Below are 26,223 nucleotides of genomic sequence, written 5' to 3'. Positions count from 1 at the left end.
ACGGCGGCTCACCGGCGCGCGGCGCCCCTGGGGAGCCGGGGGCGCCGTGCCGTGCCGCGCTCAGGCCTTCGGCGTACGCAGGATCGCCCCGATGTGCGCCGCTGCCTCCGACAGCCGGTGGCGGGTGTCGCGCAACTGGTCGGACGTCACTCCGTGGTCCCGGGCGGCGTCGCGGATGTCGTCCCGGAAGCGGTCGAGCAGCCGGTCCAGGTCGCGCGCCGGGTCACCGGTGGATTCCGCGGCGTCCTCGTGGGCCCAGCTCGGCGCGTATCCGGCGGGGAAGTCCTCGGGGGTGACGGAGTACTCGGGGTCCGGGGAACGCTCCGCGCGCGAGGCGGGGCTCCCGGTGTCGGTGCGTCCGAAGCCCCAGTCCTTGCCGAATTCCTTCCCGAAGTCCTTTCCGAAGTCGCCGACCTCCTTGGCCAGTTCGCTCAGGCCCTCACGCAGTCCCGTCGGCCAGTCGCCCCGCGAGAAGTGGTCCTGCACCTGTTCCTGCACGCGCTGGGCGATGCGCTGGACCTCCTCCTGCGCCTGGGCCCGGGCCCGCTCCTGGGCCTCCTTGGCCTGGCGCCGGGCCCGCTGGGCCTCGTCGCGGGCGCGGCGGCTCTCGTCCTTGGCGCGGCGGGCCTGCTCCTTCCACTCCTGCTTGACCCGCCGCATCTCCTCCTTCGCGGCCCGCCAGGCCTCCTTCTCGTCCCCTTCCCCGGCAGTGGAGGTGGAGCCGTCCCCCTCGTCATGCGCCCCTGAGGCGCCCCGGCGGGCCGCCGTGGCCGCGGCCCGCATCTCCCGCCGCAGATCGCCGGCCGCACCCCGCACATCGGCCCGGATCTCGGCGGCCAGCTCGGCGACCGACTCGCGGATCTCCAGCTCCAGGTCGGCCAGCTCGCCGCTGCGGTCGGCCAGCTCGGCGCGGCCGGCGTCCGTGATGGCGTACACCTTGCGGCCGCCCTCGGTGGTGTGGGTGACCAGGCCCTCCGCCTCCAGCTTGGCCAGGCGGGGGTACACCGTGCCCGCGGACGGGGCGTACAGGCCCTGGAAGCGTTCCTCCAGGAGCCGGATCACCTCGTAACCGTGGCGCGGGGCCTCGTCCAGGAGCTTGAGCAGGTAGAGGCGGAGGCGGCCGTGGGCGAAGACGGGGGGCATGTCAGAGCACCTTCTTGTCGGTCGTGCCGTCGGAAGGGGCGTCGGTGGCGCCCTGGTCCCGGACGGAAGCGGAATTGTCCCCCGAGTCGTGCCGTGCGGTGCCCGTCGGGCCGGATTCCTCCGGCTTCCGCTCCCACGGGGTGTCCTCCGTCGCCGGACGGCGCAGCAGGGCGATCGAGCCGGAGACCGTGGTGGCCTTCAGCCGGCCGTTGCCCGCGCCGAGCCGTCCGGTGATGCGCTTGGCCCCCCATTGGCCGCCGACCCGGAGGTCCTCGAAGGCGCTGCTGACCATGCCGCTGGCCGTGTTCGCCTCGACCTGGGCGTCGGCCGGCTGGGGCAGCCGGATGGCGATCTCGCCCGAGACGCTGTTCAGGCTGATGTCGGTGGGGCCTCCGGTTGGGTCCAGGTCGACGATCATCGAACCGCTGACCGAGTCGGCCCGCACGGAGGAGCCCGCCTCCACCACCGTCAGGTCGCCGGAGACGGAGTTGAAGCGGAGGTCGCCGGTGAGGGCCTGCGCCTCCACGTTCCCCGAGACGGTGTCGGCGCGGACGGGGCCCGCGAGGCTCACCAGAGTGGTGTCCCCGGATACGCCCTTGACCTCGGCGGGTCCGTCGAGACCCGAGACCACGGCCGCGGCGCTGACCGCCCCCACCTCCACCCGGGTGCCGGTCGGCACCGCCAGGGACACCACCGCACTGCGGCGCCAGCCCTTGCGGTCCAGCCACTTCAGGAAGCCCTTCCAGGGCAGGTCCTCGTAGGCCACCGTGAGCACGCCGTCCCGGTGGGTCACGATCAGCGGGGGCCCGTCGATCTCGGACACCTCCAGGCGGGCGGAACCTTCGTCCGTGCCCACCACGTTCACTGTTCCGCTGACGATGCGTACTTGGAGCCGGGTCACGGACTCGTCGAAGGTGAGCTTCCTGGGCTCCGCGACGGACCACTCGGACATGGTGCAGACCTCCTCGACCGAACGCGCCATATCGCGTCCTTCGAAATTCACGATATATCGCGGGCATGGAAAGTCAAGACACCCGTTCTGGTGATCAGCGATCGGCGAATGGGGCGATGTGTCCTATCTTGTCGATATGTCGACGGAAGAGTCGGTTTCTGCTCCCACTCCCGGCGCCCTGCTGCTCTGCCGGGCCGAGCCGGATTCCGTCGCCGCGGTCGCTCCGCTGCTGGGCGAACGGATGCCGCTGGTCCGGGCCGGTGCGCAGTGGAGCGCGCTGGTGCCGGAGGGCGGGCCCTGGCGGGACGGGCGCGAACCGGTCGACCGGGTCGTCGCCGGCTGGGCCGCGGCGCTCGCCGTCGGTGCCCCCTGGCCCGTACTCGCCCTGTGGTGGGACGCCGACCGGGCCGGATACGTCCTGGCGTCCGGATTCCGCCGCCCGGTGGGCTACGTGTGGCTCGCGGACGGCACACCGGCCGGCGAGGACGAGGCGATGCGCACTTTCGCCGCCCGGCTGGGCCTGGACCCGGTCCTGGACGTGCAGTCGCTGGACCGGCTGACCCGGGCCGACCCGGACGCCGAGCGCGAATTCGGGGCCGGAGCCGGTGCCCGGGCCAGGCTGCGGGGACTGCTGGCGGTGCTCGCGCGCGGGGGCATCAGCCTCCCCGCAGGGCTCGACCCCGGGGAAGGCGCCGCCCGCCTCGGCGCGGCCGCCCGCGCCCTGCCCGGGGTGCGCCGGACCGAGTCCGCCGGACTTCGCCCGACCGTCGACGAGAGCCCTCTTGCCGCCTGGATGCCCTGGACGGGCGGTCCGGGCGCCCGCGTCCTGGCCCTGACCCAGGTGGCGACAGGCCTGCCGCTCACAGTCTGGGGTCTGCGGCGACGCAGCGGAGGCTGGGCCGCGGCGGGGGCCCTGCTCGTCGGACACGGCGCGCTCGGCGCGGCCTACGGGCTCTCCAGGCACACCTGACGGTCCGCCGCGACGGTTCGGTCCGACGGTGCCGGTCCGCCACGACGATCCGGTCCGGCGGTGCGGGTCCGCCGCGTCGGTCCGGTCCGACGGTGCCGGTCTGGTCCGACGGCGCGGGTCCGCCGCGACGATCCGGTCCGCCGGTGCCGGTCCGCCGTGTCGGTCCAGTCCGGCGGTGTGCCTCGATGCTTCCGCCCGCCGCCCGTGCGTCGCCGTCTGCCTCCCGGCGCAGTTGCCTGTCTCCCCGCGTCCCTACTCGTCCTCGTCCTCGTCGTCGTCCAGCCGTGCCAGCCACGTGGCCAGGCGCTCCACCGGTACTTCGAAGTCCGGGTTCAGGTCGACGAACGTGCGCAGCTGCTCGGCGAGCCACTCGAAGGTGATCTCCTCCTCGCCGCGCCGCTTCTCCAGCTCCTCGATGCCGCGGTCGGTGAAGTACATGGATCGTGCTCCGTCGGGTCTTTGCAGGGTTGAGAGCCTCCCGGGCGGGAAGAAACCTGTGCCTGCAGGGTGGAGAGATGGGGTCTTTCCGTCAGTTGTGAAGAAGACAGCACAAGGATAGGCGCCCACGGGGCCGTGCCTTCCGGGGCCGTCGAGGGGCGCGGGGACGGGGGAATCGCATGGGACAGGAAGCGACGCGTGTCACACGCATCGTGCTGCCGGACGGGACACCGGTCTGGGCCCGGATCTCGGGCGCGGCCGAGCTGCCGGCACCGTCCGGACAGCTGTCGTACAGCGACACCGGCTTCACCGAGCGGATCGAGGCGAGCGTGGAGAGCCTGAACGCGCTCGTGACCGGTGTCGCCCGCTCGCTGGCGGAACCGCTGCGCTCGGTGCGGCCGGACGAGGTGAGCGTCCAGTTCGGCATCGAGTTGACGGCCAAGGCAGGCAAGGTCGTGGGCCTCCTCGCCGACGGCGAGGCCAAGGCGGGCATCTCGGTCACCCTCACCTGGCACGGCGGCCCGCCGGATCCGTCCGCGCCCGACACGCGCGCCCCGGGTGGTGAGCCCCCCGACCCCACCGCGGACGCGTCCGCCCGCGCCCCGGGGCACGGCGGGAGCGGTGCCGCTGCTTCCGGGAGCGGGGCATGACGCACGGACGCGCCCCCGGCGCACCGGGGGCCCGGGACGCGGCCCGCCGTGCGCTGCGTGGCCTCGTCATGGCGGCGACCGTTCGCATTCATCGGCCGGACGCCGGGTATGCCCTCGACGAACCCGGGACGTTCCTCGGCAGCGGCTACTTCATCGCCCCGAGCTGGGTTCTGACCTGCGCACACGTGGCATGCGGCGGTGAGGGGGGCGAGGTCGTGGTGGTGTACGAGCCCGCACCGGGCCGCGGCATGTCCGCGGTCTCGGGCCAGGTGGCGGCGGCCCTTCCCGAGGGCGCCGGACGCCTGCCCGGGAACTGGCCTGCCCCCGACCTCGCGCTGGTGCGGCTGAGCGAGCCGGTCGACCACGAGTGCGTGTACCTCTCCGAGCGCCCGGCGGCCTACTTCGGCGAGGGCACGGTCCTGTACGCGGGCTGGACGGTGGTCGACGGACGACTGAGGATGCTCGACGGCACCCTCACCGTGCAGGGCACGATCGGCGGCTGGAACGCGGACGTCCAGATGCGGTTGGGGGACAACGACCTCCCGGACGGTGTCTCCGGCGGCCCGGTGATCGATCCGGAGCGCGGCGAGGTCATCGGCGTACTGAAGTCGCGCTCCGACCACGCGCGCGGGGGCACCTCCACCGGGCTCGAACAACTGCGGACGCTGCCCGTGCCCGCCGGCGAGCTGAAGAGCGAACCCGACGACCTGTACCAGGCGGTGGTGCACGCCCACGACCGCTACCACCGCGACCGGCAGCGCCATCCGGACGCGCGCCGTCACACGTGGGCGGACGTGCAGGGCCAGCTCGGGGCCCGGCCCGGTCAGACGCTGAGCCCCGACGAGCGCGTCCAGTTGCTCGGACGCCTGGCGGACCTGCCGCCGCCCGCCAGCACCCGCTCCCTGCTGGACCTCCTCGACTCCTTGCAGGACTTCGAGGCACCGGCTCCGCTGCCCGCCCCGCGCGGCTGGCGCGACGGACTCGGTGCCCTGTACGAGTACGCGCGCGACGACGGCGCCCTCTACCTGGTGCTCGACTACGCGGTGCACGCCATGACCGCGGACCGCCCGTTCCTCGCGCCCAGTACGCCGGCCGCCGAGGAGGCCCTGTGGGCCGGGGTCTGGCAGGCCGCCCAACGGCTCGGCCCCGGCCGCCGGAGCGCCCTCGTCGAACGGCGGATGGCCAGGATGACGGCGCGCCGGCCCGCCCCGGGCCCGGCCGCCGGGCCGCGTGGGGCGCCCGCCGGTGGTCCGGAAGGCGCGGCCGCCGGGCAGTCGTCCGTGCTGGTGGAGATCGTGCGGCGGGGCTGGGAACCGGACCGCTGCGACTGGTCGGTCTTCGTCGTGCGCTCCGACGGAGAGGCGACGCGGCTCAAGGAGGTCCAGCGCGTCCCACTGGCCGACCTCTCCGCTCATCTGTCCGCACCCCTGAAGGAGGCGTTCCGGCAGTGCGACACGCCGGGCCGGCCGGCGGTGCTGCAGGTGGCGACGGAGGCCTCGCTGCTGGCACTCGACGTGGACGAATGGCGGCTCGGCCCCGAGGACGAGCGACTGGGCACACAGCGCCCGGTCGTCCTGCGCTGCTCCGACCGCGACCAGCTGACCGAGAACGGCGAGAACCCCGAGAACGGCGAGAACCCCGAGAACGGCGAGAACCCCGAGTACGGCGAGAACCCGGAGTACGGCGAGAACCCGGAGTACGGCGAGACTTCCGGACACGGTGCGTACCCCGGACACGGCGCGTACCCCGCACACCGCGCGTACGGCGAGAACGGTGACCACCGCCTGGACATCGACGAGGAACGCAGGGCCCGCTGGCGCTGGCTGCACGCCCACCCGGTGACGGCCGCGGTCCTGGACTGCGACGACGGGCTGCGCAAACCGGTGCCGCCGGTCGAGGAGTTGCGGGGCCTGTCGCACGGCACGGTTCCGGTGCTGTGCCGCTTCGACGCGCACGGCGTCCAGGGCGACGCGGAGGGGCTCGCCCGGCTCGTGCGCGGCGGCTTCGGCGTGGCGCTGTGGCGCCGCGGGTACGGGCTGCCGGAGACGGTCTGCGGCGAGTTCCACCGCGGCACCCTGGACCAGATCGCGGGCCCGGCCGGAGCCCACCGACTGCCCGAGGCGGTGCGCGACCTGCGCCACAGACTGCGATCGGGACGGCCGGAGACCTTCTGGGCCCACGGCATAGCGCTGCTGTACGACGACCCGCACCAGCCCCTGCCCGGCGCGGGCGACCTGCTGGAGGCACCGTGACCGCGGCCCGCGCGGGTCCGCGTGGACCGCGCGCCCTGGCGTTTCAACTCCCCCTGACGAGGCACCCGTTGAGCGATGTGCCTCTTACCAGTCCCGTTCAGGATCGATACCGTGATGGACGCCCCACGACGACAGCGCCCCCCGGACGAGTGACGACGAGGATTGGATCATGAGCGAATCCAGCGAGTGGCTCATCTACCGGGGCGCGGGCGAACCCCACGACGGCATCGACCGCCTTCCCGACCCGCCCCCGTGGCGGGACTTCACGAGCCGGGACGCGGCGGGTTCCGGCGACGGGTCCGAGGATCGCAGGCTCGGCGCCCACCGGCACCTGGCCGAGCTGCACCGCCCGGGCGCCGAGGAACTCGAGATGATCAACGCCGCGCTGTACCTGCGCCGGCCGCTCCTCGTCACCGGCAGCCCCGGCGCGGGCAAGAGCACCCTGGCCCACTCGGTGGCCTACGAACTGGGCCTGGGCAACGTACTGCGCTGGTCCATCGTCAGCCGCTCCGAACTCCAGGACGGCCTCTACCACTACGACGCCATCGCCCGGCTGCAGGACGTGCAGATCGCCGCGCAGGCGGACAACGGTCCGGGGTCCGGGACGCCGGGCGCGGTCGACGGCATCGGCGGCTACATCCGGCTCGGTCCCCTCGGCACCGCGCTGCTGCCCTCCGACAAGCCGCGCGTCCTGCTCATCGACGAGCTGGACAAGAGCGACATCGACCTGCCCAACGACCTCCTGAACGTACTGGAGGAGGGCGAGTTCGCCATCCCCGAGCTGGAACGCGTCGCGGACCGGCTGCCGGACCGCACGGCCGAGGTGCTCACCGCGGACGGCGTGAAGGTGCCGGTGCGCGACGGCCGCGTGCGCTGCCGTGCCTTCCCGTTCGTGGTGCTCACCAGCAACGGCGAACGCGACTTCCCGGCCCCGCTGATGCGGCGCTGCATCCACCTGGAGCTGGGCCGCCCCGACCACAACCGGCTCGCCACCTTCGTACGGGCCCACCTGGGCGACGAGGCGGCACGCGCGGGCGACGACCTCGTCACGCGGTTCCTGGAGCGGTCCCGCAGCGAGCTGCTGGCCACGGACCAGTTGCTCAACGCGATATACCTCACCGACGCCGCCGCCACGCCCAGCCGCGACCGCCTGGCCGACCTGCTCATCCAGCGGCTCGATCGCCCGAGGTGACGCGATGCCCGACGAGACGGCGCGCCACGGTCCCGGCCACCACGGCACCTCCGGCGGCTCCGGCACCTCCGGCGGCCCCGGTACCCCCGGCGGCTCCGGCACCTCCGGCGGCTCCGGTGGCGAGGGTTCCGAGACAGGGCGCGCCGCCGTGCCCGCCGACGACCCGCTCGCCCGACTCGTCCTGAGGCTGCGGGAGAGCGGCCTGGATCCGGACGCCGAGCAGCTCTGCGACGCGCTCTGGCTGGCCCGGTGGACCCGCTCCGCCGACGCCACGGACGCTGAGCCCGCCCCGGACGCGCGCGTGGCGCCCGCGGTGGTCCGGCCGCCCACCGGACCCGTGTCGCTGCCACCGGACCGGGCCCGGCCGCCCGCGCCCGAGCCGCCCGCCGCTCCGGCCGCCCGCCGCGTGGCCCTCTACCCGCTGCCCCCCGGCGACGGGCCCGGTGCGCACGGAGCCGGCCCGGCCCGCGCACTGCCGGTGGGTGTGCCCGCCGCCCCCGTGCTGCCCGCGCCGCTCGAACTCCAGCGTGCCCTGCGCCCCTTGCAGGGATACCGCAGTCCGGCCACACCCCTGCGGTCCGAGCTCGACGAGGTCGCCACCGCGGAGGTGAGCGCCCGGGCCGGCGGACTGATCCTGCCCGTCCGCCGGTACCTGTCCCGCCGGGACGCCCGGCTGCAACTGGTGCTGGACGCCTCCTCCTCGATGCGCGTGTGGGGCCGGCTGTTCGCCGAACTGGCCCAGGTCTTCAGCCGGCTGGGAGCCTTCTCGGACGTCCAGGTCAGCCATCTGCACCAGGGGCCCGACGGGGGCCCGGCCGTCAGCCGCAGCGCCGACCCGTACGGTGCGCCGCTGCACGCCGCCGACCGGCTCAGCGATCCGACCGGACGCCGGATCGTCGTCCTGGTCAGCGACTGCGCCGGCCCGCTGTGGCACGGCGGCCACGCCCACCGGCTGCTCCACCACCTGACCCGGCAGGGCCCCGTCGTCGTGCTCCAGCCGCTGCCGCAGCGCATGTGGAACCGCACCCGGCTGCCCGTCACCTTCGGTGGACTGTCGCGCGGTGACACCCTGGGCGGCGGCGCCGTGCTGCGGGTGCGCACGGCCTCCGGCGCCGCCGAGGCCCGCCGCGGTGCGCTGGCCGTGCCCGTGCTGCCGCCGGAGCCGGTGGCCCTCGGGTCGTGGGCACGGCTGCTGGCCGGTGCCGGTCCGGTGCCCGGCGCCGTGGGCTGGGTGCGTGCCGACCATCCGGCCGCCGCGGCCACCCGCCCGGACCGCCGCCGCACGCCGTTGGAGCGGGTCAGCCGGTTCAGCGCCGGTGCCTCTCCGGCCGCCGCGCGCCTGGCCGTCTATCTCGCGGCGACCCCGCTCTGCCTCCCGGTGATGCAGCTGGTCCAGCGGACGATGCTGCCCGGCTCCGGCCCGTCCGAGCTCGCCGAGGTCCTGGTCGGCGGCCTGGTCACCCGGGCCCGCGCGGACCAGGGCGGCGACGGCTCCCAGTGGTACGACATCGACCCCGAGGTGCGCGAGGCCCTGCTGTCCCGGCTCGGGCGGGACGAGGCCATGCTGGTCCTCAAGCACTGCTCGGAGTACATCGAACAGCACTTCGGCAAGGGCGGCCCCAACTTCCCGGCGCTCGCGCTGGCCCAGCTCGGCGACGGCGGCCCCGGACGCCCGCACCCGCACCCCTCCGGCGGCGAGCCCGGGTACCCGGGCGAGAACGGCGGCGACGCCGGGACCGCCCCGGTCCCGCAGCCCTTCGCGGAGGTCGCGGCCCGGATCCTGGAGCGGTTCATGCCGTTGCCCGAGCAGTTCGCGACGTACGACAGCCGCACCGGCCCGCAGGTCACCGCGGAGCGGCCCACGCACCGGGCGGTCGTCCGGGCGCGCGCCCTGCTCGCCCGGTTCGACGGCGAGGGCATGGTTCAGGACGTCATCGACGCCGTGCAGCTGCTGCGCGGCGCCACCGAGCAGGAACGGCCGGCCGGCGCCGACCCGGAGCTGTGGGGCGAGTACGCGCGCTGCACCCTGCGGCTGTGGGAGGTGCAGGGCGGTACCGCGCTGCTGCGGGAGGCCACCCGGGCCGCCGAACGGGCCGCCGCGTCGCCGCACGCCCTGCGCGAGCGCGCCGTCCTCGCACGCGTACTGCACGCCGCCGCCACCGACGCGCGACGGCGCGGAGACCGGTCCGGCGCACTCGACCTGCTGCGGCGCGCCGACCGGGAGTACGCGGTCGCCTGCGCGGCACCCGGCCTGGACGAGGCGGAGGCGCTGCGGCTCACTCTGGAACGGGTCGCCTCCCTGGAGGCCCAGTGGCGCCTGGGCGGCGACAGCGCCCTTCTGCAGAGTGCCGTCGGCATGCTGGAGGCGTTCGCCGACGCCTGGCCCGACCGCGGCGACCGCCCCTCTCAGCTGCTGCTGGCCCACGGCCGCACCCTGCTGCGCCTGTCGGAGGTGACGGCGGACCCGGTCCAGGTCCGGCTGTACGCGGAGCAGTCGGCGCGGTCGCTGCGCCGGGGGCTGGAGGCCGGCCCGGCACCGGAGACCAACGAGTCCGTCCGTGACCGGGTCCGGGTGCTGATCGACCTCGTCGACGCGCTGCTGTCGGCGGGCGGCCCGCTGGACGAGGCCCAGGCCAGGACCGACGAGGCCCTCGGCCGGGTCCGCGAGCAGGGGCAGCGCGCGGCCCTGCTGGTCCGCGCCGGGCGGGTGGCCGTCGCACGCTACGCCGAGTCGGGGGAGCCGCCCGAACTGCACGGGGCCGCCGACCGGTTCGCACAGGCGGCGCACTGGATGTCCCGGGACGCGCCCGCGCACGCGGACGTGCTCGCCGAGTGGGGCGGCGTACTGCTCCGGCTGGCCACGCTGGAGCCCGCCGACCGGCGCCAGGGCCAGCTGTCCCGCGCGATCCGGGTGCTGCGGGACTGCCGGATGGAGACTCCGGCGGGCAGCCGGCGCGTCGCCCACCGGTTGCTGCTCCTCGGACAGGCGCTGATGGTCCGGTACCAGGCGCGCGGCGACCGGGTCGACCTCCGGGAGGCGGAGCATCTCTTCGGGCTCGCCGCGGCCGACGCGGAGGACCCGTTGCTGGCGGCACGCTGCCGACTGGAGCTGGGGCAGGCCCAGTTCGAGGCGTTCCAGAGCCTGGGCCGCGCGGCGCGCCTGGACGTGGCGGTCGAGGCCTTCCGGGCGGCCGCCGAGTCGGCCCGCCGGGCCGAGGAGGAGGCCGAAACCGAGCGTCGGCGCCAAGAAGCCGTGGAGCTGGCCGCACAGGCGCACCACTGGCGGGGTATGTCCTTCGAGGCGGCCGTGCGGCCCCGCGCGGCCCGGGAGGCTTACGCGGCGGCGCGGGCGCAGTGGGACCGGTTGCCGGACGACCGGCTGGCCACGGGGGAACCGACCGCACGGCAGACGGCGCAGCGGCTCGCCGACCTGGAGTGAGTGGAGGAGAGGAACGGGGCATGGACATACGGGACGAGGCCGGGGCGGAGCAGGCGACTGCGGGCGCCGGGGAGCCACTGCCTGACCTGCTGGAACTGGACCTCGCACAGCTGGGCACCGTCGAACATCCGGTGCTGCGCGAGGTGCTGGGAGAACTGAGGGCGCGGGCCGCGGAGCCGAGCGAGATGCTGTGGGGCTTCGACAACTCCTTCTGACCGGCCGGCCGCGGTCAACCGGGCGCATGAAGACATGTGAACAGGACAACTTTCGCGGCGCCGAGTTTTGGGCACCCGCCGCGCCGGGAATGCGGCTTCGTGCGGCACGGTGCCGTGGCGCCGACTCGCGGCGACGCCGGCGGACCGTCACGGCATGGGGGGTGCTGGAGTGTCGGAACAGGCCATGACCGATCCCGCTCCGGGCACACCCGGTCGGCGGACCGGCCCCGAAGGACCCATTCCCTTCCGGCAGTTCATAGTCAAGATGCACGGCCGCTGCAACCTCGCGTGCACCTACTGCTACCTCTACGAAGGCCCCGACGGCAGTTGGCGCGACCGTCCCGCCGCCGCCTCCGCCGCCGTCCTGGACCGCACCGCCACCCGTATCGCCGAGCACGCCGAGCGGCACGCGCTGCGCGACCTCGCCCTGGTTCTGCACGGGGGCGAACCGCTGCTCGCGGGGGCCGGCCCGCTCGCCGAGGTCACCGGGCGGGTGCGGGAGCTCGTCCCGCGAGGGTGTCAGGTCCACGCCACCGTGCAGACCAACGCCACCCTGCTCACCGAGGAACGCCTCGCCGTCCTGGCCGACGCCGGCATCCGCGTCGGCATCAGCCTCGACGGAGGCACCGCCGCCCACAACCGACGGCGGGTGGACCACGCCGGCCGCCCGTCCTGGCCCGCCGCGGCACGGGGAGCCCGCCTGGTCGCCGAGCGCTTCCCCGAGTCGTACGCGGGGCTCCTGACGGTCGTCGACCCGACGCTGGACCCGGTAGAGACGTACGAGTCGCTGCTCGGCCTGCGCCCGCCCGCGCTGGACCTGCTGCTGCCGCACGGCAACTGGACCGCGCCGCCGCCGGGCCGGACCGGCGTCCGGTACGGCGACTGGCTCTGCGCCGTCTTCGACCGCTGGTGGGCCGCCGGGCGGCGGGAGGTCCGGGTACGGCTCTTCGAGGAGTGCGTGGCGCTCCTGCTGGGTCTGCCCGCGGCCACCGAAGCGCTGGGGCTCGCTCCGTTCGACGCGGTCGTGGTGGAGACCGACGGGTCGATCGAGCAGGTCGACTCCCTCAAGTCGGCGTACCCCGGCGCCGCGCGCACCGGCCTCGACGTGTTCCGCCACACCTTCGACGACGCGCTGCGGCACCCGGGCGTCGCCGCCCGGCACGCCGGCACCGCGTCGCTCGCGGGGGAGTGCCGGGCCTGCCCGCTGCTGCGGGTCTGCGGGGGCGGGCACTACGCGCACCGCTACCGCGCCGGGCACGGCTTCCGGAACCCGTCCGTGTACTGCGCGGACCTCCAGCGCTTCATCCGCCACGTGTCCTCGCGGCTCACCGCCGCCGCGGGGGGACCGACTCCGGGCGGCCCGGCCGCGAGCGGTCTGCCGGGGGGTGGTTCGGTCGTGAGCGGTCTGCTGGAGGGTGGTTCGGCCGCGAACGGTTTTCCGGAGGATGGTTCGGCCGCGAAGGGCCCGTCCGCGACCGGCCAGTCCGCGACGGCTCCGGCGTCGGTCGGTCTGTCGGTCGTCGGACCGGCGTCGGCTGGTCCGTACGCCGTCGGCACAGTGCCAGTCGGTCCGTCGGCGATCGGCCCAGCGCCGGCCGGTACCTCTGCCGCCGGACCAGCGCCGACCGGTACCTCTGCCGCCGGCCCGGCGTCGGCCGGTTCCGCAGTCGGTCCAGCGCCGGCCGGACCGGCTTCGGCTGGTCCGTCCGTCTCCGCCCCGGCGTCGGCCGGTGTGTCGGTCGTCGGCCCGGCGTCGGCCGATTCCTCCGCCGTCGGCTCAGCGCCGGCCGGGCCGACGGTGACCGCTCCAGCGACCGCTCCGGCGCCCGCTGGGCCGGCGTCGGCTGGTTCGGGCGCCTCGGCCGGTCCCGCGTCGGCCGGCGCGGCCTCGGTGCGGCCGGTTGTCAGCGGTTCGGCTGCCGCCGGGACGGGCCCGGCCGAAGGGGGCGCCTCGTGATGTTTCCAGTCGTTCCCGAGCGGGCCCTTCTCGAACTCGCCCGGACCGAGGGCGGATCCGACACCCTGACGCTCCTCGTGCGGGACCAGGACACGCGGCGGCTGCTCCTGCTGCGTGCGGTGCTCGACGCGGCCGAGGGGGCGGAGCGGTCCGTCTGCACCGCCGCGCAGAAGGCGAGGCTGCGCGCGGACTGGGCGCTGCTGACCGAGGCGGACCGGCTCCCGTCGCCGGGCGCGCCGACCTCGGAGCACCGGCCCGGCCGCGCGGCAACGCGCCGCGACCGCGACGCCCCGCCCGGTGCGCGGGGTACGAGCGCCGTCGCCGACGCCCCGACCGGTGCGTGGAGTACCCATGCCGCCGACGACGCGCCGACCGGTGCGTGGCGTAGCCGGGCGGGAGCCGGTGCGGCTCCGGCCGGTGGCGACGCGCGGTTCGCGAACCCGGCGCGTGCCCGTCTGTTCCATCCCCTCACCGGCCCCTGGGCGCGCTCCTGTCTGCGTGGCCTCGACGCCGCCCCGGGGCCGGCGGGCGGCGAGCGGGAGCGGCGGCTGCGGCGCGACCTCGCGCACTTCAGCGCGATCGCCGCGGTGGTCGCCGCCGGTGCCGGCATCCCGTTCAGCACCCGGCTCACGGCCCGCGCCGGAGTCCTCGCCCTCCCCTCGCTCGGCGCCCTGCACACGGCCCGGTCCGGCGACGTACCCGTCGACGTCACCTGCACCGAAGGCCGGCTGGTCCTGCGCCAGGCCGACGCCCCCGACGTGACCGTCCACCTGGAGAGCGGCGTCGGCGCCTGGTCAGGCGCCCTCGCCTGGACGCCCGCCCACGCGCTCCCCGGCCTCACCCCGACGGCACCGCCCCTGCCGCTGGACGACCTCGACCCGTACCGCGAGCTGCCCGACGGCCCCGGCCACGGCGACCTGCGCACACCGCTCGCCCTCGACGACGCGGAACGCAAACGCTGGCTGCAGGCCTGGTCCGGCACGGCCCTCGCGCTCCGCACGGGCGGCGCGCAACGCCTCGCCGAAGCGGGCGCGCTGCTGCGCTGCCTCGTCCCGCTGGAGACGCCCCACGACGTCGGCACCGGCCGCGGCAGTTGCAGCGCCACCCGCCGTGAGGCGTTCGGTGCCCTCCTCAGCAGCACCCCGCCCGACCCCGTGACCCTCGCCGCCACCCTCGTCCACGAGTTGCAGCACGCCAAACTCGCCGCTCTCAGCGACCTGGTGACCCTGCACCGAGCGGGGCCCGCGGCGCGGTACTTCGCCCCCTGGCGCGCCGATCCCCGGCCCTACGACGGCCTGCTCCAGGGCACGTACTCGCACCTCGCGCTGGCCGCGTTCCACCAGCGCCGGGCACTCGTCGACGGGCTGCCGGACCGGGACTGGGCGTGGGCCCAGCACGCGCGCTACCGCGCCCAGGTCGGGGCCGCCCTGCCCGCCCTCGTCGGCTCGCCCGACCTCACCGTGCGGGGACGCCGGTTCGTCGACGAGATGGCCGCCACCCACGAACGGATGGCGGAACATCCCGCGCCTAGGGGCCACGTCGCACGCGCGCAGGCGTACGTGGCCTCCGCGCGCACACTGTGGACCCGGCGTCACGCCTCCACGCTCCCGCCCTCTAACGGATGAATGCCCACGCGCGGAGGCCGGGTACGGAAAGATCGTCCGCACAGGGGGTGTTGCCGTCGGTCGGCGGACTTACGCGCGACGCTCCGGGGTCCTAGGATTTTGCGGTACTACGTGCTGGAGGCCACTGCATGTCTGGAGCTCGCAAGCCGGTCGAGACGGCCGAGAGGGGGACCGCCAGGCAGACGGTCACGATCCACTTCGCAGGCTTCAACCGCGCCTGGGCGGCCTGGATCGGGGACCGGCTGGAGCGGCGTGGCGTACGGGTGGTGCCCCTGCGCTGGGACTCCCCGGCCGATGTCCCGCTGGTGGACCTGCTGCGCGACCTGACGCTCGCCGAGGGCCGGGTCCTCATCATCGTCAGCGAGTGGTACTTCCAGCTCGGACCGCGCACCCACGAGGAGTGGAACGCGGCCCTGCGCGAGATCGTCGCCCCCGACCCCTCCCGGTTCGCGGCCGTGTCGGTCACCACGGCGGCGGTCCCGGCCGCCGCGGCCGTACTGGCACCGGTCGCCCTGACCAACATGGGCGCCGAGGAGGCGGAGCGCCGCCTGCTGGACCGGCTCGACCTGCCGTCCGAGGCGCTCGCCGAGACCTCGGCGGAGTCACGGCGAGCGCCGCGGTTCCCGGCGGCGATGCCGGACGTGTGGGGCGTGGTGCCGCGGCGCAACACCCGCTTCACCGGCCGCGAGCCGCTGTTCAACGAGGCCTACCACCTGCTCCAGAGCTCCGAGCCCGGCGCCGGTGTGCTGACCCTGCACGGCATGTCCGGGGTGGGCAAGACCCAGTTCGCCGCCGAGTACGCACACCGTTTCGGGTCCGAGTACGACGTCGTCTGGTGGGTGAACGCGGAGAAGCGCGTCACCTACCGGCGGCAACTGGCCGAGCTCGCCCCGAAACTGAACCTGCGGACCGGTCAGGAGTACGGCGAGCGGCTGCGCGCGGTACGCGACGCGCTCCGTCGCGGGGAGCCCTACTCGAGGTGGTTGCTGGTCCTCGACGGGGCGGACGAGCCGGACCAGATCTGGGACCTGCTGCCGACCGGGCCCGGACACGTCATCGTCACCTCGCGCAACCCCGAGTGGAGCGAGCACAACAGCAAGCTGCTCGAGGTCCGGGTCTATCCCCGCGACGAGTCGGTCGCGTTCATCCGCCGCCGCGCCCCCCGCCTGTCGGAGGCGGACGCCGACCAACTGGCCGAGGCGCTGGGCGACCTGCCGCTGCTGCTCGACCAGACGGCGGGCTGGCTCAACGACTCCGACCTGTCGGTCGACGAGTACATCGCCCTGCTGGAGGGCGGTATCGACAGCGATGTGGTGAAGGTGTCGGCGGACTTCCCGCTGGCCTTCCAGACCGCCTGGTCGATACTGCTGAACAAACTCCGGGAGACCGTCCCGGAGTCCGTCGACCTCCTGCGCCTGTGCACCTTCTTCGCACCGGGTTTCATCCCCGTACGCCTGCTGAAGGAGATGCCCGTCGACGAGCTGCCCGAGCAGCTCGCCGGACTGCTCAACGACCCGCTGCTGTGGAACAAGGCGATCAACCAGCTGCGCACCTACTCGGTGGTCCGGCTGGAGTCCCACGAGGCGTCCCTCGACGAACCGGTGTCCGCCGGCGAATCGCTCTACCTGCACCGCATGGTCCACCAGATCGTGCACAAGGACATGCCGGACGCCGACCGCAGCGAGTTCATCGACGTCGTACGGCGGGCCCTCGCCGCGGCCGATCCGGGCCGGCCGACCGAAACCCGGCTGTGGCCCGGCTACGCGGAGATCGTGCCGCACCTGAAGTACGCGGACGTCCTCAAGAGCAAGGACGCGAAGGTCCAGCGCATGGTCCTGAACTGCCTGCGCTACATGTACTTCTCCGGCGAGTACCGGGCCGGCATCAAACTCGGCGAGCGGGCCCTCACCGCCTGGCGCCGCCTGCTCGGTCCGACCCACGCGCGGATCTGGGAGCTGACCTACCACTACACCAACCTGCTGCGCGCCATGGGGGACTACGCCCGCACCGAGGCCCTCAGCCGCGACGCGGTCGAGCACCTCAGGGAGGAACGCGGACCGCAGGACCTCGACCACCTGCGCGCCGCCGCGGGCCTGGGCGGCGACCTGCGCGGCCTGGCCCGCTACGACGAGGCCCTAGAACTCTCCCAGTGGGTCCTGGCGGCCTACCGCGAACTCCTCGGCGACCAGGACTCCAGGACCCTGAACGCGCAGAACAACCTGGGTGTCTCCCTGCGCCTGCTCGGCCGCTACGAGGAGACGCTGGAGACCGACCGCAGCACCATGGAGGCGCGTCGCCAACTGCTGCGCGCCCGCCATCCGTGGGCGCTCAGCTCCGAGATCACGTACGCCATCGACCTCCGCCTGCTGGGCCGCTACGCCGACGCCGAGTCCCTCCAGGCGAAGAACGTGCGCGAGAACCGCATCGTGATGGGCCCGGACAACCCGCAGACCCTCAAGGCCGAGTACAACCTGGCGCTGTGCCGGTACCGCCTCGGCGAGCGGGCACCTCGCGGCGAGGAGCCGGGAACGATGCTGAGCAGTGTCCTGGAGCGCGGAGAACGTGTACTGGGCGAGACCCATCCGCTCACGCTGATCTTCGCGACCGGCCAGAGCTGCTACGCCCGCGAACACGGCGACATCGACCAGGCCCGCGAGCTCAGCGAGGCAGTCGTCGCCCGCTACGAGATGATGCTCCCCGCAGGGCACCCGTTCATCGCCGGGGCCCGCGCCAACCAGGCACTGATCCTGCGCAACGTCGGCGAACGCGAGCACGGCCACGTCCTCGTCGAACAGGCGCTGGCCGAGATGACGCAGGCCGTCGGCGAGAGCCACCCCTGGACAGTCGGCTGTGCCCTGAACGCCTCCGCGCTGCGGAACCTGGTGGGCGACACCGAGGGGGCCGCCGAACTCAGCCGGGACACGGCGGCGCGCGCCATCGAGTCGCTCGGGCGGACGCACCCGCTCACGCTGTCGACCCGTATCGCGTACGCGGCGGACCTGCGCGGCCTGCGGGACCGCCGGCAGGCGGAGAAGGTCGAGCAGGAGGCACTGTCCGACCTCGACGCGACACTGGGCAGCAAACACACGCACACCGTCTCCGCCCGTTCCCGCAACCGTCCGTACTGGGACTTCGAGCCCCAGACCACCTGACGTCGCGAAGGACGAGACCGGCCGGTCACCTTCGTTGCCCCGGGGTGCATAACCCCCCGCGCCCCGGGGAAGAACACGGGTCCACTCAACACACCTGTAACACACACGAGTTGGGCCAGGGGGAGCGTGTGGTGATCTTATTGGGCCCCGTGCCGGAAGGCGCGGACGGGCCCATACCGGTCGAGGTCGACGCGCACCTCGACCCGTCCGCCGCCGACGGGCTCGACCTCGTCTTCGGCGACGAGGAGACCCGGGACGGCGCCGGACAGCGAGTCGTCCGGGTGGCCCGGGACGTCTACACCGACGGGCTGGACCTCGCCCGCAGATGCGCCGCCCAGGCCGTACGGCGCTTCGGCGAGCTGCAGGAGGGGCTTCGGCCGGACGAGATCGAGATGCAGCTCGCCATCAAGATCGACGCCGGGGTGGCCACCCTCGTCAAGAGCGGGGCCGAGGCGCAGCTCCAGATCACGCTCCGCTGGCAGACTGCCCCCGCTTCCTCCCCCGCAGCCGCTCCCGACGGCCAGGGGACCGGCGCGGCAGACGGGGCCGGTTCGTGAGCGGCGCGGTGCCGGAGCCGCGCATCCTGCCGTACTCCCGTGTCGTCGCCCAGGACGAGCTCAAGCTGGCACTGGAGCTCCACCACGTCGTCCCCCGCATCGGCGGCGTGCTGATGGCCGGACCGCGCGGCACCGCCAAGTCGACCCTCGTACGGGCCTTCGCGCTGATGGCCCACGGCGAGCTGCCGGTCACCCTGCCCATCAACGCCACCGACGACCGCGTCGTCGGCGGCTGGGACCTGGACGCGCTTATCCGGGGCGAGCCGCGGCCGCAGCCCGGGCTGCTGGAGGACGCGGCGGACAAGGGACTGCTGTACGTCGACGAGGTCAACCTCCTCGACGACCACCTCGTGGACATCATCCTGGACGTCGCCGCCACCGGTGTCCTGTCCGTGCAGCGCGAGGGGCTGGACACCGCCAAGTACCTGTCGTTCGGTCTGGTCGGCACCATGAACCCCGAAGAGGGTGGGCTGCGGCCCCAACTGCTGGACCGTTTCGGACTGATGGTCACCGCCGAGACACTGGACGCGACGGCACGACACCTGCTGCTGCGCACCGTGCTCGACTTCGAACTGGAGCTGGAACGCGAGGACTCCGCGTGGCTCTCCGCCGCCCGGCGGGACGACGCGCGCACCCGGGACCGGCTGACGGCCGCCCGGCGCCGGGTCCGTGACGTCGACGTCCCCGACCACGTCCTGGAGCTGTGCGCACGGGCCGCGGAACGGACCGAGGCGGTGGGTCAGCGGGGGGAGATCGTGGCCGTGCTGGCGGCCCGGGCACTGGCGGCCCTGGAGGATGCCGACCGGGTGACCCCCGGGCACCTGCGCCGGGTCCTGCCGATGGCCCTGCGGCACCGGCGGCCGGAAGCGGTGCACGGCGACACCTTCGACTGGGAGCCGGACGACGAGGCCCGTCTCCAGGACCTCTTCGAGGTCTGACCGAGATGGCAGCCGTCCCGCCCCGCCCGCCCACGTCCCCCAGCCCACCGCCGGAGGGCGGCACCGCCGGCGGAGCGGCCCCGCCCGACGACCCGGCGCGCCGGCTCGGCCTCGCGCTCGTCTGCGCGGCGGCCGATCCGGCCCTCTCCGGGGTCCTGCTCGTCGACCTGGATCCCCGGCTCGTCGACCCGGTCGCCCGGCTGTTCGGCGCCGTCCTCGCCGGAGCCGCCGAACCGGCGCGACCGCCGCTCGTACTGGGTGCCTCGGACCGGGACGAGGACTTGTGGACCCGCATCAGGATCCGCGGCGGCGAGCACGGCATCACCGTCCGCACCGAGCCGGGCCCCCTGACCGAGGGGGACGACGCCGACGGAGCGCCGCCGTTGGTCGTGGTGCCCGACCTCGCGCGGCTGAGCGTCGCCGGGATGCGCGCCGCGGTGCAGTTGCTCGGCGCCGACGTCGTGACCGTCGAACGCGGTGGACCGCGCCGGACGGTCCGGCCCCGGGCCCGCTGGCTGGCCGTCTGCCGCAGCGCCGACGTGGGGCGGGTCAGCCGGCACCTGCTGGACCGGTGCGCCGTACGGCTGTCGGCGGCGGGGCTGCGGCTGCCCGGTGTGCGCGAGGCACTCGCGGAGACGGGCCCGCGACCGGAGGCGGGAGCGGCGGCGGGCGAGGGGGAGGCACTGTTCGCGGGGCTCCCGGCAGCCTGGCGTTCGGCGGCCGCGGGAGGCGTCCGGCCCGTGCCCGTCGGCGACGCGGCGATCGGCCGGGCACGGGAGCTGCTCGGGCCCGACGCCGGGGTCCGCCGGGAGCTGGCCATCCTGCGCCTCGCCCGCACCCTGGCGGCGCTGCACGGCCGCCCGTCGGCCTCGGCCGACGACAGCGACGCCGCGGCCCGGCTCATCGGTGTGGCCGTGCCTCAGGACGCGCCGGGCCGCCCGGAGAGCGGCCCGGAGCCACCCGGCCCGGCGCCGGGACCGACGGGCCTGCCCGGCACCGTCCCGGAACGTCGCGCCGCCGGCGGGGACGGACGACCCCGGCCGCGCGACGGCGACCGGGGACTGCTGGACACCGGACCCGCCGAGGGAATCGGCACCGCACCCGGCGCCGCGCCCTCCCCGGCCGACGGGAGCCCTTACCCGGAGGACGAGCCGGCCGCGGCCCGGGACACCGTGCCGCTGAGCGGTCCCCGGCGGCGCAGCACCGGGCCGGTCTCCACCCGCGGCACCGTGATCGGCACCCGCCGCGCCACGGACCTCCGGGACATCGCCCACGCCCGCACGGTGCGCGAGGCCGCCGTGCACCAGCGGGCCCGGGGCACCGAACGGTTCACCGTCTCGCCCGTCGATCTGCACAGCAACGTGCGCGCCGCCGCCCCCGAGCGGGTCCTGGTGCTGCTCCTGGACCACACCTGCCGGGGCGGGACCGGGGACGGAAACTGGCCGGAGGTCCTCGCCCCCTTCCTGCAGTGGGCGTACACGAGCCGGGCCGCGGTCCAGGTGATCGAGGTCGGCGCGGCGGACGCGGCCGACGAGCTGCGCGCGGGGTCCTTCACGGCCCGCGGTGTCCTGGACCCCCGGGTGCCGGGCGCGCTGTACCGGCGGGCAGGGCGGGCGACGCCGCTCGCCCACGGAGTCGAACTCGCGGCGCACACGCTGCGCCGGCTGCTGCGCAGACAGGGCACCGGGCCGGCGGAGGCGTGGCTGGTGGTCGTGACCGACGGCCGCGGCAACGTCCCGCTGCGGGTCAGCCACACCGGACGGCTCGCCGGCCCCGTGGCCGCCGCAGGGGTCGAGGACGCGGTGGAGGCCGCCGCCCGGATCGGCGCCATGGACCGGACGCGGCTGCACGTGGCGGTCGTCGACCCGGGCCGGGAACCGTACGGCGACCTGCCGTACGTCCTCGCCGACCGGCTCGGGGCGATCGTCGTCGACGGGCGCCACGCGCCCGGGGCGGAGGCCGCCGGTGAGTGATCCGCGCCGTGGGACCCGCGGACTCCCGGGCAACGGCACCGCCGGACTCCGGGCGGCCCTGCCGGGACTGAGGGCCGTGGCCCGCCGCCCCGCCGCCTCGGTGCTGAACCTGCGCCGCGCCCAAGAGCCGCCCGCCGGACTCGGCGGAACCGACGCACGGCCCGGCGCACGCCTGGAGGACGGCTTCGCCGTGCTGCGCGTCCTGCGCGCCGACGGGGCCGACGGACTGCCGGGATACCGGCTGCAGGGCTGGTGCGGCGACCTGTCGGTGACCTGCGCGGCCGGGCCCACCCGCCGGCCCGCTCCCGCCGTCAGCCTCGCCCGGCTGCGGCAGGACGGCGACGGGCACTACCCCTCGGAGGTGCTGCGGGGCATCCGCCTGTGGTCGGACAACCAGTACGAACTCGCCGGCTGGGTCAACCGGATCCGCGCCCGGCACGGCGACGACCTGCGGCTGGTCGTGTGGGACGACACCGGATACGACCTGCCCTGGGAGCTGCTCCTGCTGCCCGGGGACGCCGCGGCCGGCCTGGCGGGCGGCCCGTTGGGCGCGGTGATCGCCGTCGCCCGCTGGACCACCGTGCGTGATCTCAGCCAGGGCGGTCTGCCCGCCGAGACCGGGGACTGCCACGGCCGGGTGCTCGGCTACCTCCACCAGGACATGGCGGACGACGGCCGCGTCTTCACCTCGTACGCGCATCGGCTGCACCGGCGCATGACGCCCTTCCTCAGCGACCTCGACACCCAGGACGACCGCACCGGACTGGTCTACCTGGGCTGTCACGGCACCTACGGCGAGGCCGTGCCGGGCCTCACGCTCGGCGACCGGACCTGGGCCGAGCTGAACGGCGAGTCGATGTCGGTACTGCGCCGGGACGGCTCGCTGGTCTGCCTCAACGCCTGCGACTCCGGCCGGTTCGTCGACAACCGGGCCCAGGGGGAGGAGGCGCTGCGCGGGTTCGCGGAGCTGTTCCTGCGCAAGGGCGCGGGCGGCTGCATCGTCAGCTCCGGAAAGGTCGGCGACCTGGAGGCCCGGGCGATGGCGCGGCGCCTGGTGCGCGAGGTGGCCGAGCACCCGCACCGCCCGGTGGTGCGGACGCTGCGGGACTTCCGGGTGCGGGCACTGGAGGAGTTCGGGTCCCTGGCGGAGCTGCCCCGGGTCCGCAACGATGACGGACAGGTCGACGTCGTGGGCCAGAAACGGGTACTGCGGCTCCTGTACGCGTTCATGTTCCACTACTACGGGCATCCGGGGACGGCGCTGCGGCTCACCGCGGTGGACGCGCTCGGTACCGAGGGGGGAGGCGGCCGGTGAGCGCCGCCGGACGGCCGTCCGGGCAACCGCTGCTGATCGAGCCCGTCGTCGCGTGGCCCCGGCAGGCGGAGGCGGGGGGCGACTACCTCGTCACCGTCGATCTGCGCGGCCCCCTACCCTCTCCGGACGGCACACCGGCCCAGTGGCCCCACCCCGAGGAGGAGTTCACCTTCACCGTCACCCTGGACGGCGCCCCGCACCTGGACTGCTCCGCCCTGGGCGAACCGAACGTCGTCCTGCACCGCTTCGGCGGCACCTACGGTCCCGCGCGGTTCCGGGTCTCCGCAGGCACGGACCTCGGCCCCGCTTCGCTGTGGCTGACCGTCAGCAACCAGTGGGGCGTGCCGGTCCGCAAGGCGGAGCTGCGCTGCGAGATCCACGCGGCCACCGGTGCCGCGGGGGTACGGGCCCCGGGCGGACCGACGCCGCAGAACGTCCCGCGGATGCCCCTGCCCCGCCCGTCCCCGGCCACCGTGCGACCCGACCCGGACCGGCGGACGGTCACGATCAGCTTCGCCGGTCCCGACCGGGCCTGGGCGGCCTGGATCGGGGACCGGCTGGAGCGGCGCGGGGTGCGGGTGGTGCCGCTGCGCCGGGGTTCCCCGGCAGATGTCCCCCCGGCGGCCCTGCTGCGCGACCTGACCCTCGCGCCCGGGCGGGCCCTGCTCGTCCTGAACGCCCCCTACTTCGGCGACGGCACGCACCAGCACGAGGAGTGGAACGCGGTCCTGCGTGAGGTCGTCGCCCCTCACCCGGCCCGGTTCGCGGCCGTGTCGGTCACCGGGGCCACGCTCCCGTCGGAGGTCTCCCTGCTGGCGCCCGCCGCACTCCACGGCCTGCGGGCCGAGGAGGCCGAGCGGCGCCTGCTGGAGCGGCTCGGCCTGCCGTCCGAGCCGGTCACCGAGGAAGCCGAGGCCAGGACCGGGCCCCGGTTTCCGGCGGACGCGCCGGGGGTGTGGGGCGCCGTGCCGCGTCGCAACACCCGTTTCACCGGTCGTGAGGCCCTGCTGGACGAGATCCACGACCTGCTGAGCGGTGCGCGGCCGGGCGAAGGGATGCTGACGCTGCACGGCATGTCCGGAGTGGGCAAGACGCAGCTCGCCGCCGAGTACGCGCACCGGCTCGGCCCCGAGTACGACGTGGTCTGGTGGGTCAACGCCCAGGAGCGGGCCGACTGCCGCCGCCAACTGGCCGAACTCGCCCCCAGACTGGGTCTGCGGACCGGCCAGGAGTACGGGGAGCGGCTGCGCGCGGTGCGGGACGCGCTGCGCCGCGGCGAGCCCTGCTCCCGGTGGCTGCTGGTCCTGGACGGTGCCGACGAGCCCGAGGAGATCGAGGACCTGGTGCCGAGGGGCCCGGGACACGTCCTGGTCTCCTCGCGGAACCCGGAGTGGGGCCGCTACGGCAGCGGACTGCTCGAAGTCCCCGTGTACACCCGTGACGAGTCGATCGCCTTCATCCGCCGCCGCGCGCCCGGTCCGACACCGGCCGAGGCCGACCGGCTCGCCGACGCCCTGGGCGACCTGCCGCTGCTGCTCGCCCAGACGGTGGGCTGGCTGAACGACTCGGACCGTTCGGTGGACGAGTACCTGGCCCTGCTGGCGGACGGCGACGGCACCGACGGCGAGGCGCGGAACGTGTCGGAGGACTTCCCGCCGGCCTTCCGGACGGCCTGGTCGATCCTGCTGGCCGAACTGCGCGAGACCGCCCCGGAGTCCGTCGTCCTGCTCCGGCTGTGCACCTTCTTCGCCCCGGGCCTCGTCCCCGTCCACCTGGTGCGGAGCATGCCGCACGACGGGCTGCCCGACTCCGTGGCCGGACTGCTGAGCGACCCCCGGCGCTGGGACCGGGCCCTCGGTCACCTGCGGAGGCACTCCCTCGTCCGGGTGGAACCGGACCCGGCGGAACCGGAGCGCGAGAACCTGTACGTGCACCGGGTCGTCCACCAGATGGCGCACCAGGCCATGCCGGAAGAGATCCGGCGCGAACTCGTCGGCGTCGTACGGCGGGCACTGGCCGCGGCCGGCCGCGGCCGGCCCGCGGCCCCCGAACAGTGGCCCAGGTACGCCGAGATCGTGCCGCACCTCAAGTACGCCGACGTCCTCGCGACCACCGACGAGGCCGTGCAGACACTGGTCCTCGACTGCCTGCGCTACCTGTACCTGTCGGGCGAGTACGGAGCGGGCGTCCGGCTCGGCGGCCACGCCACCCGGATCTGGCGTTCGCTCCTCGGCGACCAGCACCCCCTCGTCTGGGAACTGACCTACCACTACGCCAACCTGCTGCGCGCGGCCGGGGACTTCCACCGCACGATGGAGATCGAGCGGGCGGCCGTCCGGCACCTGAGCGAGCAGCGCGGGGAACGCGATCCCGACCTGCTGCGGGCCCTCGGCGGACTGGCCGCCGACCTGCGCGGCCTCGGGCACTACGCGGAGGCGCTGGAGATCTCGCAGCGGGTGCACGGCACGTACCGCGAACTCCTCGGCGACCAGGACACCCGCACCCTGAACGCACGGAACAACGTGGCCGTCTCGCTGCGGCTGCTGGGCCGCTACGAGGACGCCCTGAGCGTCGACCTGCCCACCCTCCGGGATCGCCGTCGGCTGCTCGGGGACCGGCACCCGTGGACGCTGAGTTCGGAGACCGCGTGCGCCGTCGACCTCCGGCTGCTCGGCCGCCACGAGGAGGCCCTGTCGAGGCAGGACGCCAACTGGGGGCTGGTGCGCGACACGCTGGGCGCCCACAACCGGCAGACCCTGCTTGCCGCGCACAACCTCGCGCTGTGCCACTACGCCGTGGGCGACACCGACGAGGCGGCCCACCACGTCGGCCAGGCGCTGGAGCTGGGTGAGCGGGTGCTCGGCGACAGCGACCCGCTGGTGCTGATGCTCCTCGCCGGCCGGAGCTGCCTCGCCCGGGAGCACGGCGACCTCGACCTGGCTCGGGCGCTGAGCGAGCGCGTCGTCGGCCGCTACGAGGAGACGCTCACCGCCGGCCACCCCTACGCCGCGGGCGCCCGCGCCAACCACGCCCTGCTGCTGCACCGGGCGGGCGAGCACGACCGGGCACCTGCCCTCGCCGACGCCGCGCTGGCCGACATGGACGCCGCCGTGGGGCGCGACCACCCCTGGACGTTGGGCTGCGCGCTCAACGCGGCGATCCTGCACGGGGACGCCGGAGACGCGGACCGTGCCCTCACCCTGAGCCGGGACACGGCCGGCACGGCGGCGCGCGTCCTCGGATCCACCCATCCGTTCACGCTCTTCGCAGAGGTGGCCCTCGCGGCCGAACTGCGCGTGCGGGGGCGGCGCGGGCAGTCCGACGCGGTGCAGAGTCAGGCCCTGGAGGGACTGGTCGCCGCCCTCGGCCCCCAGCACCCGCGCACCCTGTCGGCCCGTGCCCGGCGCGCTCCGTTCTGGGACTTCGAACCCCAGCGCACCTGACCGGGCACCCGC

General features: G+C 74.9%; 16 protein-coding genes and 1 pseudogene. 14 read left to right on the top strand and 3 right to left on the bottom strand.

What is annotated here, in order from left to right; all coding sequences use genetic code 11:
* Positions 1–60 precede the first annotated feature (60 nt).
* Positions 61–1,143 carry a PadR family transcriptional regulator gene (locus R2E43_RS12205; RefSeq protein ID WP_003973705.1) on the bottom strand — a complete coding sequence of 361 codons (1,083 nt, stop codon included), beginning with the start codon at positions 1,141–1,143 and terminating at the stop codon, positions 61–63.
* Between the two features lies 1 nt (position 1,144).
* Positions 1,145–2,095, bottom strand: coding sequence for a DUF4097 family beta strand repeat-containing protein (locus R2E43_RS12200; RefSeq protein ID WP_159025370.1), 951 nt, complete (start codon positions 2,093–2,095; stop codon positions 1,145–1,147).
* 136 nt (positions 2,096–2,231) lie between these two features.
* Here R2E43_RS12200 and R2E43_RS12195 point away from each other — a divergent pair, with 136 nt between their 5' ends.
* Positions 2,232–3,065 carry a hypothetical protein gene (locus tag R2E43_RS12195; RefSeq protein ID WP_003973703.1) on the top strand — a complete coding sequence of 278 codons (834 nt, stop codon included), beginning with the start codon at positions 2,232–2,234 and terminating at the stop codon, positions 3,063–3,065.
* A gap of 252 nt (positions 3,066–3,317) precedes the next feature.
* On the opposite strand, the gene R2E43_RS12190 is transcribed toward R2E43_RS12195, so the two are convergent.
* A complete protein-coding gene (locus tag R2E43_RS12190) occupies positions 3,318–3,503 on the bottom strand; it encodes a DUF6104 family protein (protein ID WP_011030139.1) in 186 nt (61 codons plus the stop codon).
* Positions 3,504–3,682: 179 nt separating this feature from the next.
* Between R2E43_RS12190 and R2E43_RS12185 the strand changes: the two genes are divergently transcribed.
* The 13 genes and pseudogenes from R2E43_RS12185 to fxsT (R2E43_RS12125) all read left to right on the top strand — a co-directional run bounded on the left by R2E43_RS12185 (position 3,683) and on the right by fxsT (R2E43_RS12125) (position 26,211).
* Complete coding sequence (locus R2E43_RS12185) at positions 3,683–4,153, top strand: CU044_2847 family protein (RefSeq protein ID WP_003973701.1); 471 nt, start codon at positions 3,683–3,685, stop codon at positions 4,151–4,153.
* Positions 4,150–6,405 carry a VMAP-C domain-containing protein gene (locus tag R2E43_RS12180; RefSeq protein ID WP_332056195.1) on the top strand — a complete coding sequence of 752 codons (2,256 nt, stop codon included), beginning with the start codon at positions 4,150–4,152 and terminating at the stop codon, positions 6,403–6,405. Before R2E43_RS12185 ends, R2E43_RS12180 begins: the two co-directional genes overlap by 4 nt.
* Before the next feature lie 169 nt (positions 6,406–6,574).
* Positions 6,575–7,597: an AAA family ATPase gene (locus R2E43_RS12175; RefSeq protein WP_030873009.1), complete on the top strand. Its 1,023-nt coding sequence runs from the start codon at positions 6,575–6,577 to the stop codon at positions 7,595–7,597.
* Between the two features lie 148 nt (positions 7,598–7,745).
* On the top strand, positions 7,746–11,036 hold the full coding sequence (locus tag R2E43_RS12170) for an SAV_2336 N-terminal domain-related protein (protein ID WP_319711163.1): 3,291 nt from the start codon (positions 7,746–7,748) through the stop codon (positions 11,034–11,036).
* A 20-nt stretch (positions 11,037–11,056) separates the two neighbouring features.
* Positions 11,057–11,251 carry an FxSxx-COOH cyclophane-containing RiPP peptide gene (fxsA, locus tag R2E43_RS12165; protein WP_003973697.1) on the top strand — a complete coding sequence of 65 codons (195 nt, stop codon included), beginning with the start codon at positions 11,057–11,059 and terminating at the stop codon, positions 11,249–11,251.
* Positions 11,252–11,435: 184 nt separating this feature from the next.
* Positions 11,436–12,611: pseudogene (locus R2E43_RS12160) on the top strand (FxsB family cyclophane-forming radical SAM/SPASM peptide maturase); the annotation flags it as partial.
* Positions 12,612–13,207: 596 nt separating this feature from the next.
* The gene (locus R2E43_RS12155) at positions 13,208–14,833 is read left to right on the top strand and encodes an aKG-HExxH-type peptide beta-hydroxylase (RefSeq protein WP_003973695.1); all 1,626 of its coding nucleotides are present in this window, start codon (positions 13,208–13,210) and stop codon (positions 14,831–14,833) included.
* A 128-nt stretch (positions 14,834–14,961) separates the two neighbouring features.
* Complete coding sequence (fxsT, locus tag R2E43_RS12150; protein ID WP_030873017.1) at positions 14,962–17,985, top strand: FxSxx-COOH system tetratricopeptide repeat protein; 3,024 nt, start codon at positions 14,962–14,964, stop codon at positions 17,983–17,985.
* 149 nt (positions 17,986–18,134) lie between these two features.
* Positions 18,135–18,542: a CU044_2847 family protein gene (locus R2E43_RS12145; protein WP_016327259.1), complete on the top strand. Its 408-nt coding sequence runs from the start codon at positions 18,135–18,137 to the stop codon at positions 18,540–18,542.
* On the top strand, positions 18,539–19,480 hold the full coding sequence (locus R2E43_RS12140) for an AAA family ATPase (RefSeq protein ID WP_003973692.1): 942 nt from the start codon (positions 18,539–18,541) through the stop codon (positions 19,478–19,480). The genes R2E43_RS12145 and R2E43_RS12140 overlap by 4 nt, the downstream gene beginning before the upstream one ends.
* Before the next feature lie 5 nt (positions 19,481–19,485).
* Positions 19,486–21,453 (top strand): magnesium chelatase, encoded by a 1,968-nt coding sequence (locus R2E43_RS12135; RefSeq protein ID WP_332056194.1) that lies wholly within the window; start codon positions 19,486–19,488, stop codon positions 21,451–21,453.
* Entirely contained in the window at positions 21,446–22,768 is a 1,323-nt protein-coding gene (locus tag R2E43_RS12130; protein ID WP_332056193.1) for a CHAT domain-containing protein, read from the top strand. The genes R2E43_RS12135 and R2E43_RS12130 overlap by 8 nt, the downstream gene beginning before the upstream one ends.
* On the top strand, positions 22,765–26,211 hold the full coding sequence (gene fxsT / locus R2E43_RS12125; protein ID WP_003973689.1) for an FxSxx-COOH system tetratricopeptide repeat protein: 3,447 nt from the start codon (positions 22,765–22,767) through the stop codon (positions 26,209–26,211). The genes R2E43_RS12130 and fxsT (R2E43_RS12125) overlap by 4 nt, the downstream gene beginning before the upstream one ends.
* Positions 26,212–26,223: the final 12 nt, after the last annotated feature.

Origin of the sequence: Streptomyces violaceoruber (assembly GCF_033406955.1) — a bacterium.
Classification (GTDB): Bacteria; Actinomycetota; Actinomycetes; order Streptomycetales; family Streptomycetaceae; genus Streptomyces; species Streptomyces violaceoruber.
This window is presented reverse-complemented; position numbering and strand designations above follow the sequence as displayed.

What these genes read in the sequence shown, in the direction of transcription:
- R2E43_RS12190 (WP_011030139.1), bottom strand. Translation starts at nt 3,503, where the DNA reads ATGTACTTCACCGACCGCGGCATCGAGGAGCTGGAGAAGCGGCGCGGC.
- R2E43_RS12195 (WP_003973703.1), top strand. Translation starts at nt 2,232, where the DNA reads ATGTCGACGGAAGAGTCGGTTTCTGCTCCCACTCCCGGCGCCCTGCTG.
- fxsA (WP_003973697.1), top strand. Translation starts at nt 11,057, where the DNA reads ATGGACATACGGGACGAGGCCGGGGCGGAGCAGGCGACTGCGGGCGCC.
- R2E43_RS12180 (WP_332056195.1), top strand. Translation starts at nt 4,150, where the DNA reads ATGACGCACGGACGCGCCCCCGGCGCACCGGGGGCCCGGGACGCGGCC.
- R2E43_RS12185 (WP_003973701.1), top strand. Translation starts at nt 3,683, where the DNA reads ATGGGACAGGAAGCGACGCGTGTCACACGCATCGTGCTGCCGGACGGG.
- R2E43_RS12135 (WP_332056194.1), top strand. Translation starts at nt 19,486, where the DNA reads ATGGCAGCCGTCCCGCCCCGCCCGCCCACGTCCCCCAGCCCACCGCCG.
- fxsT (WP_030873017.1), top strand. Translation starts at nt 14,962, where the DNA reads ATGTCTGGAGCTCGCAAGCCGGTCGAGACGGCCGAGAGGGGGACCGCC.
- R2E43_RS12200 (WP_159025370.1), bottom strand. Translation starts at nt 2,095, where the DNA reads ATGTCCGAGTGGTCCGTCGCGGAGCCCAGGAAGCTCACCTTCGACGAG.
- R2E43_RS12205 (WP_003973705.1), bottom strand. Translation starts at nt 1,143, where the DNA reads ATGCCCCCCGTCTTCGCCCACGGCCGCCTCCGCCTCTACCTGCTCAAG.
- R2E43_RS12175 (WP_030873009.1), top strand. Translation starts at nt 6,575, where the DNA reads ATGAGCGAATCCAGCGAGTGGCTCATCTACCGGGGCGCGGGCGAACCC.
- R2E43_RS12155 (WP_003973695.1), top strand. Translation starts at nt 13,208, where the DNA reads ATGTTTCCAGTCGTTCCCGAGCGGGCCCTTCTCGAACTCGCCCGGACC.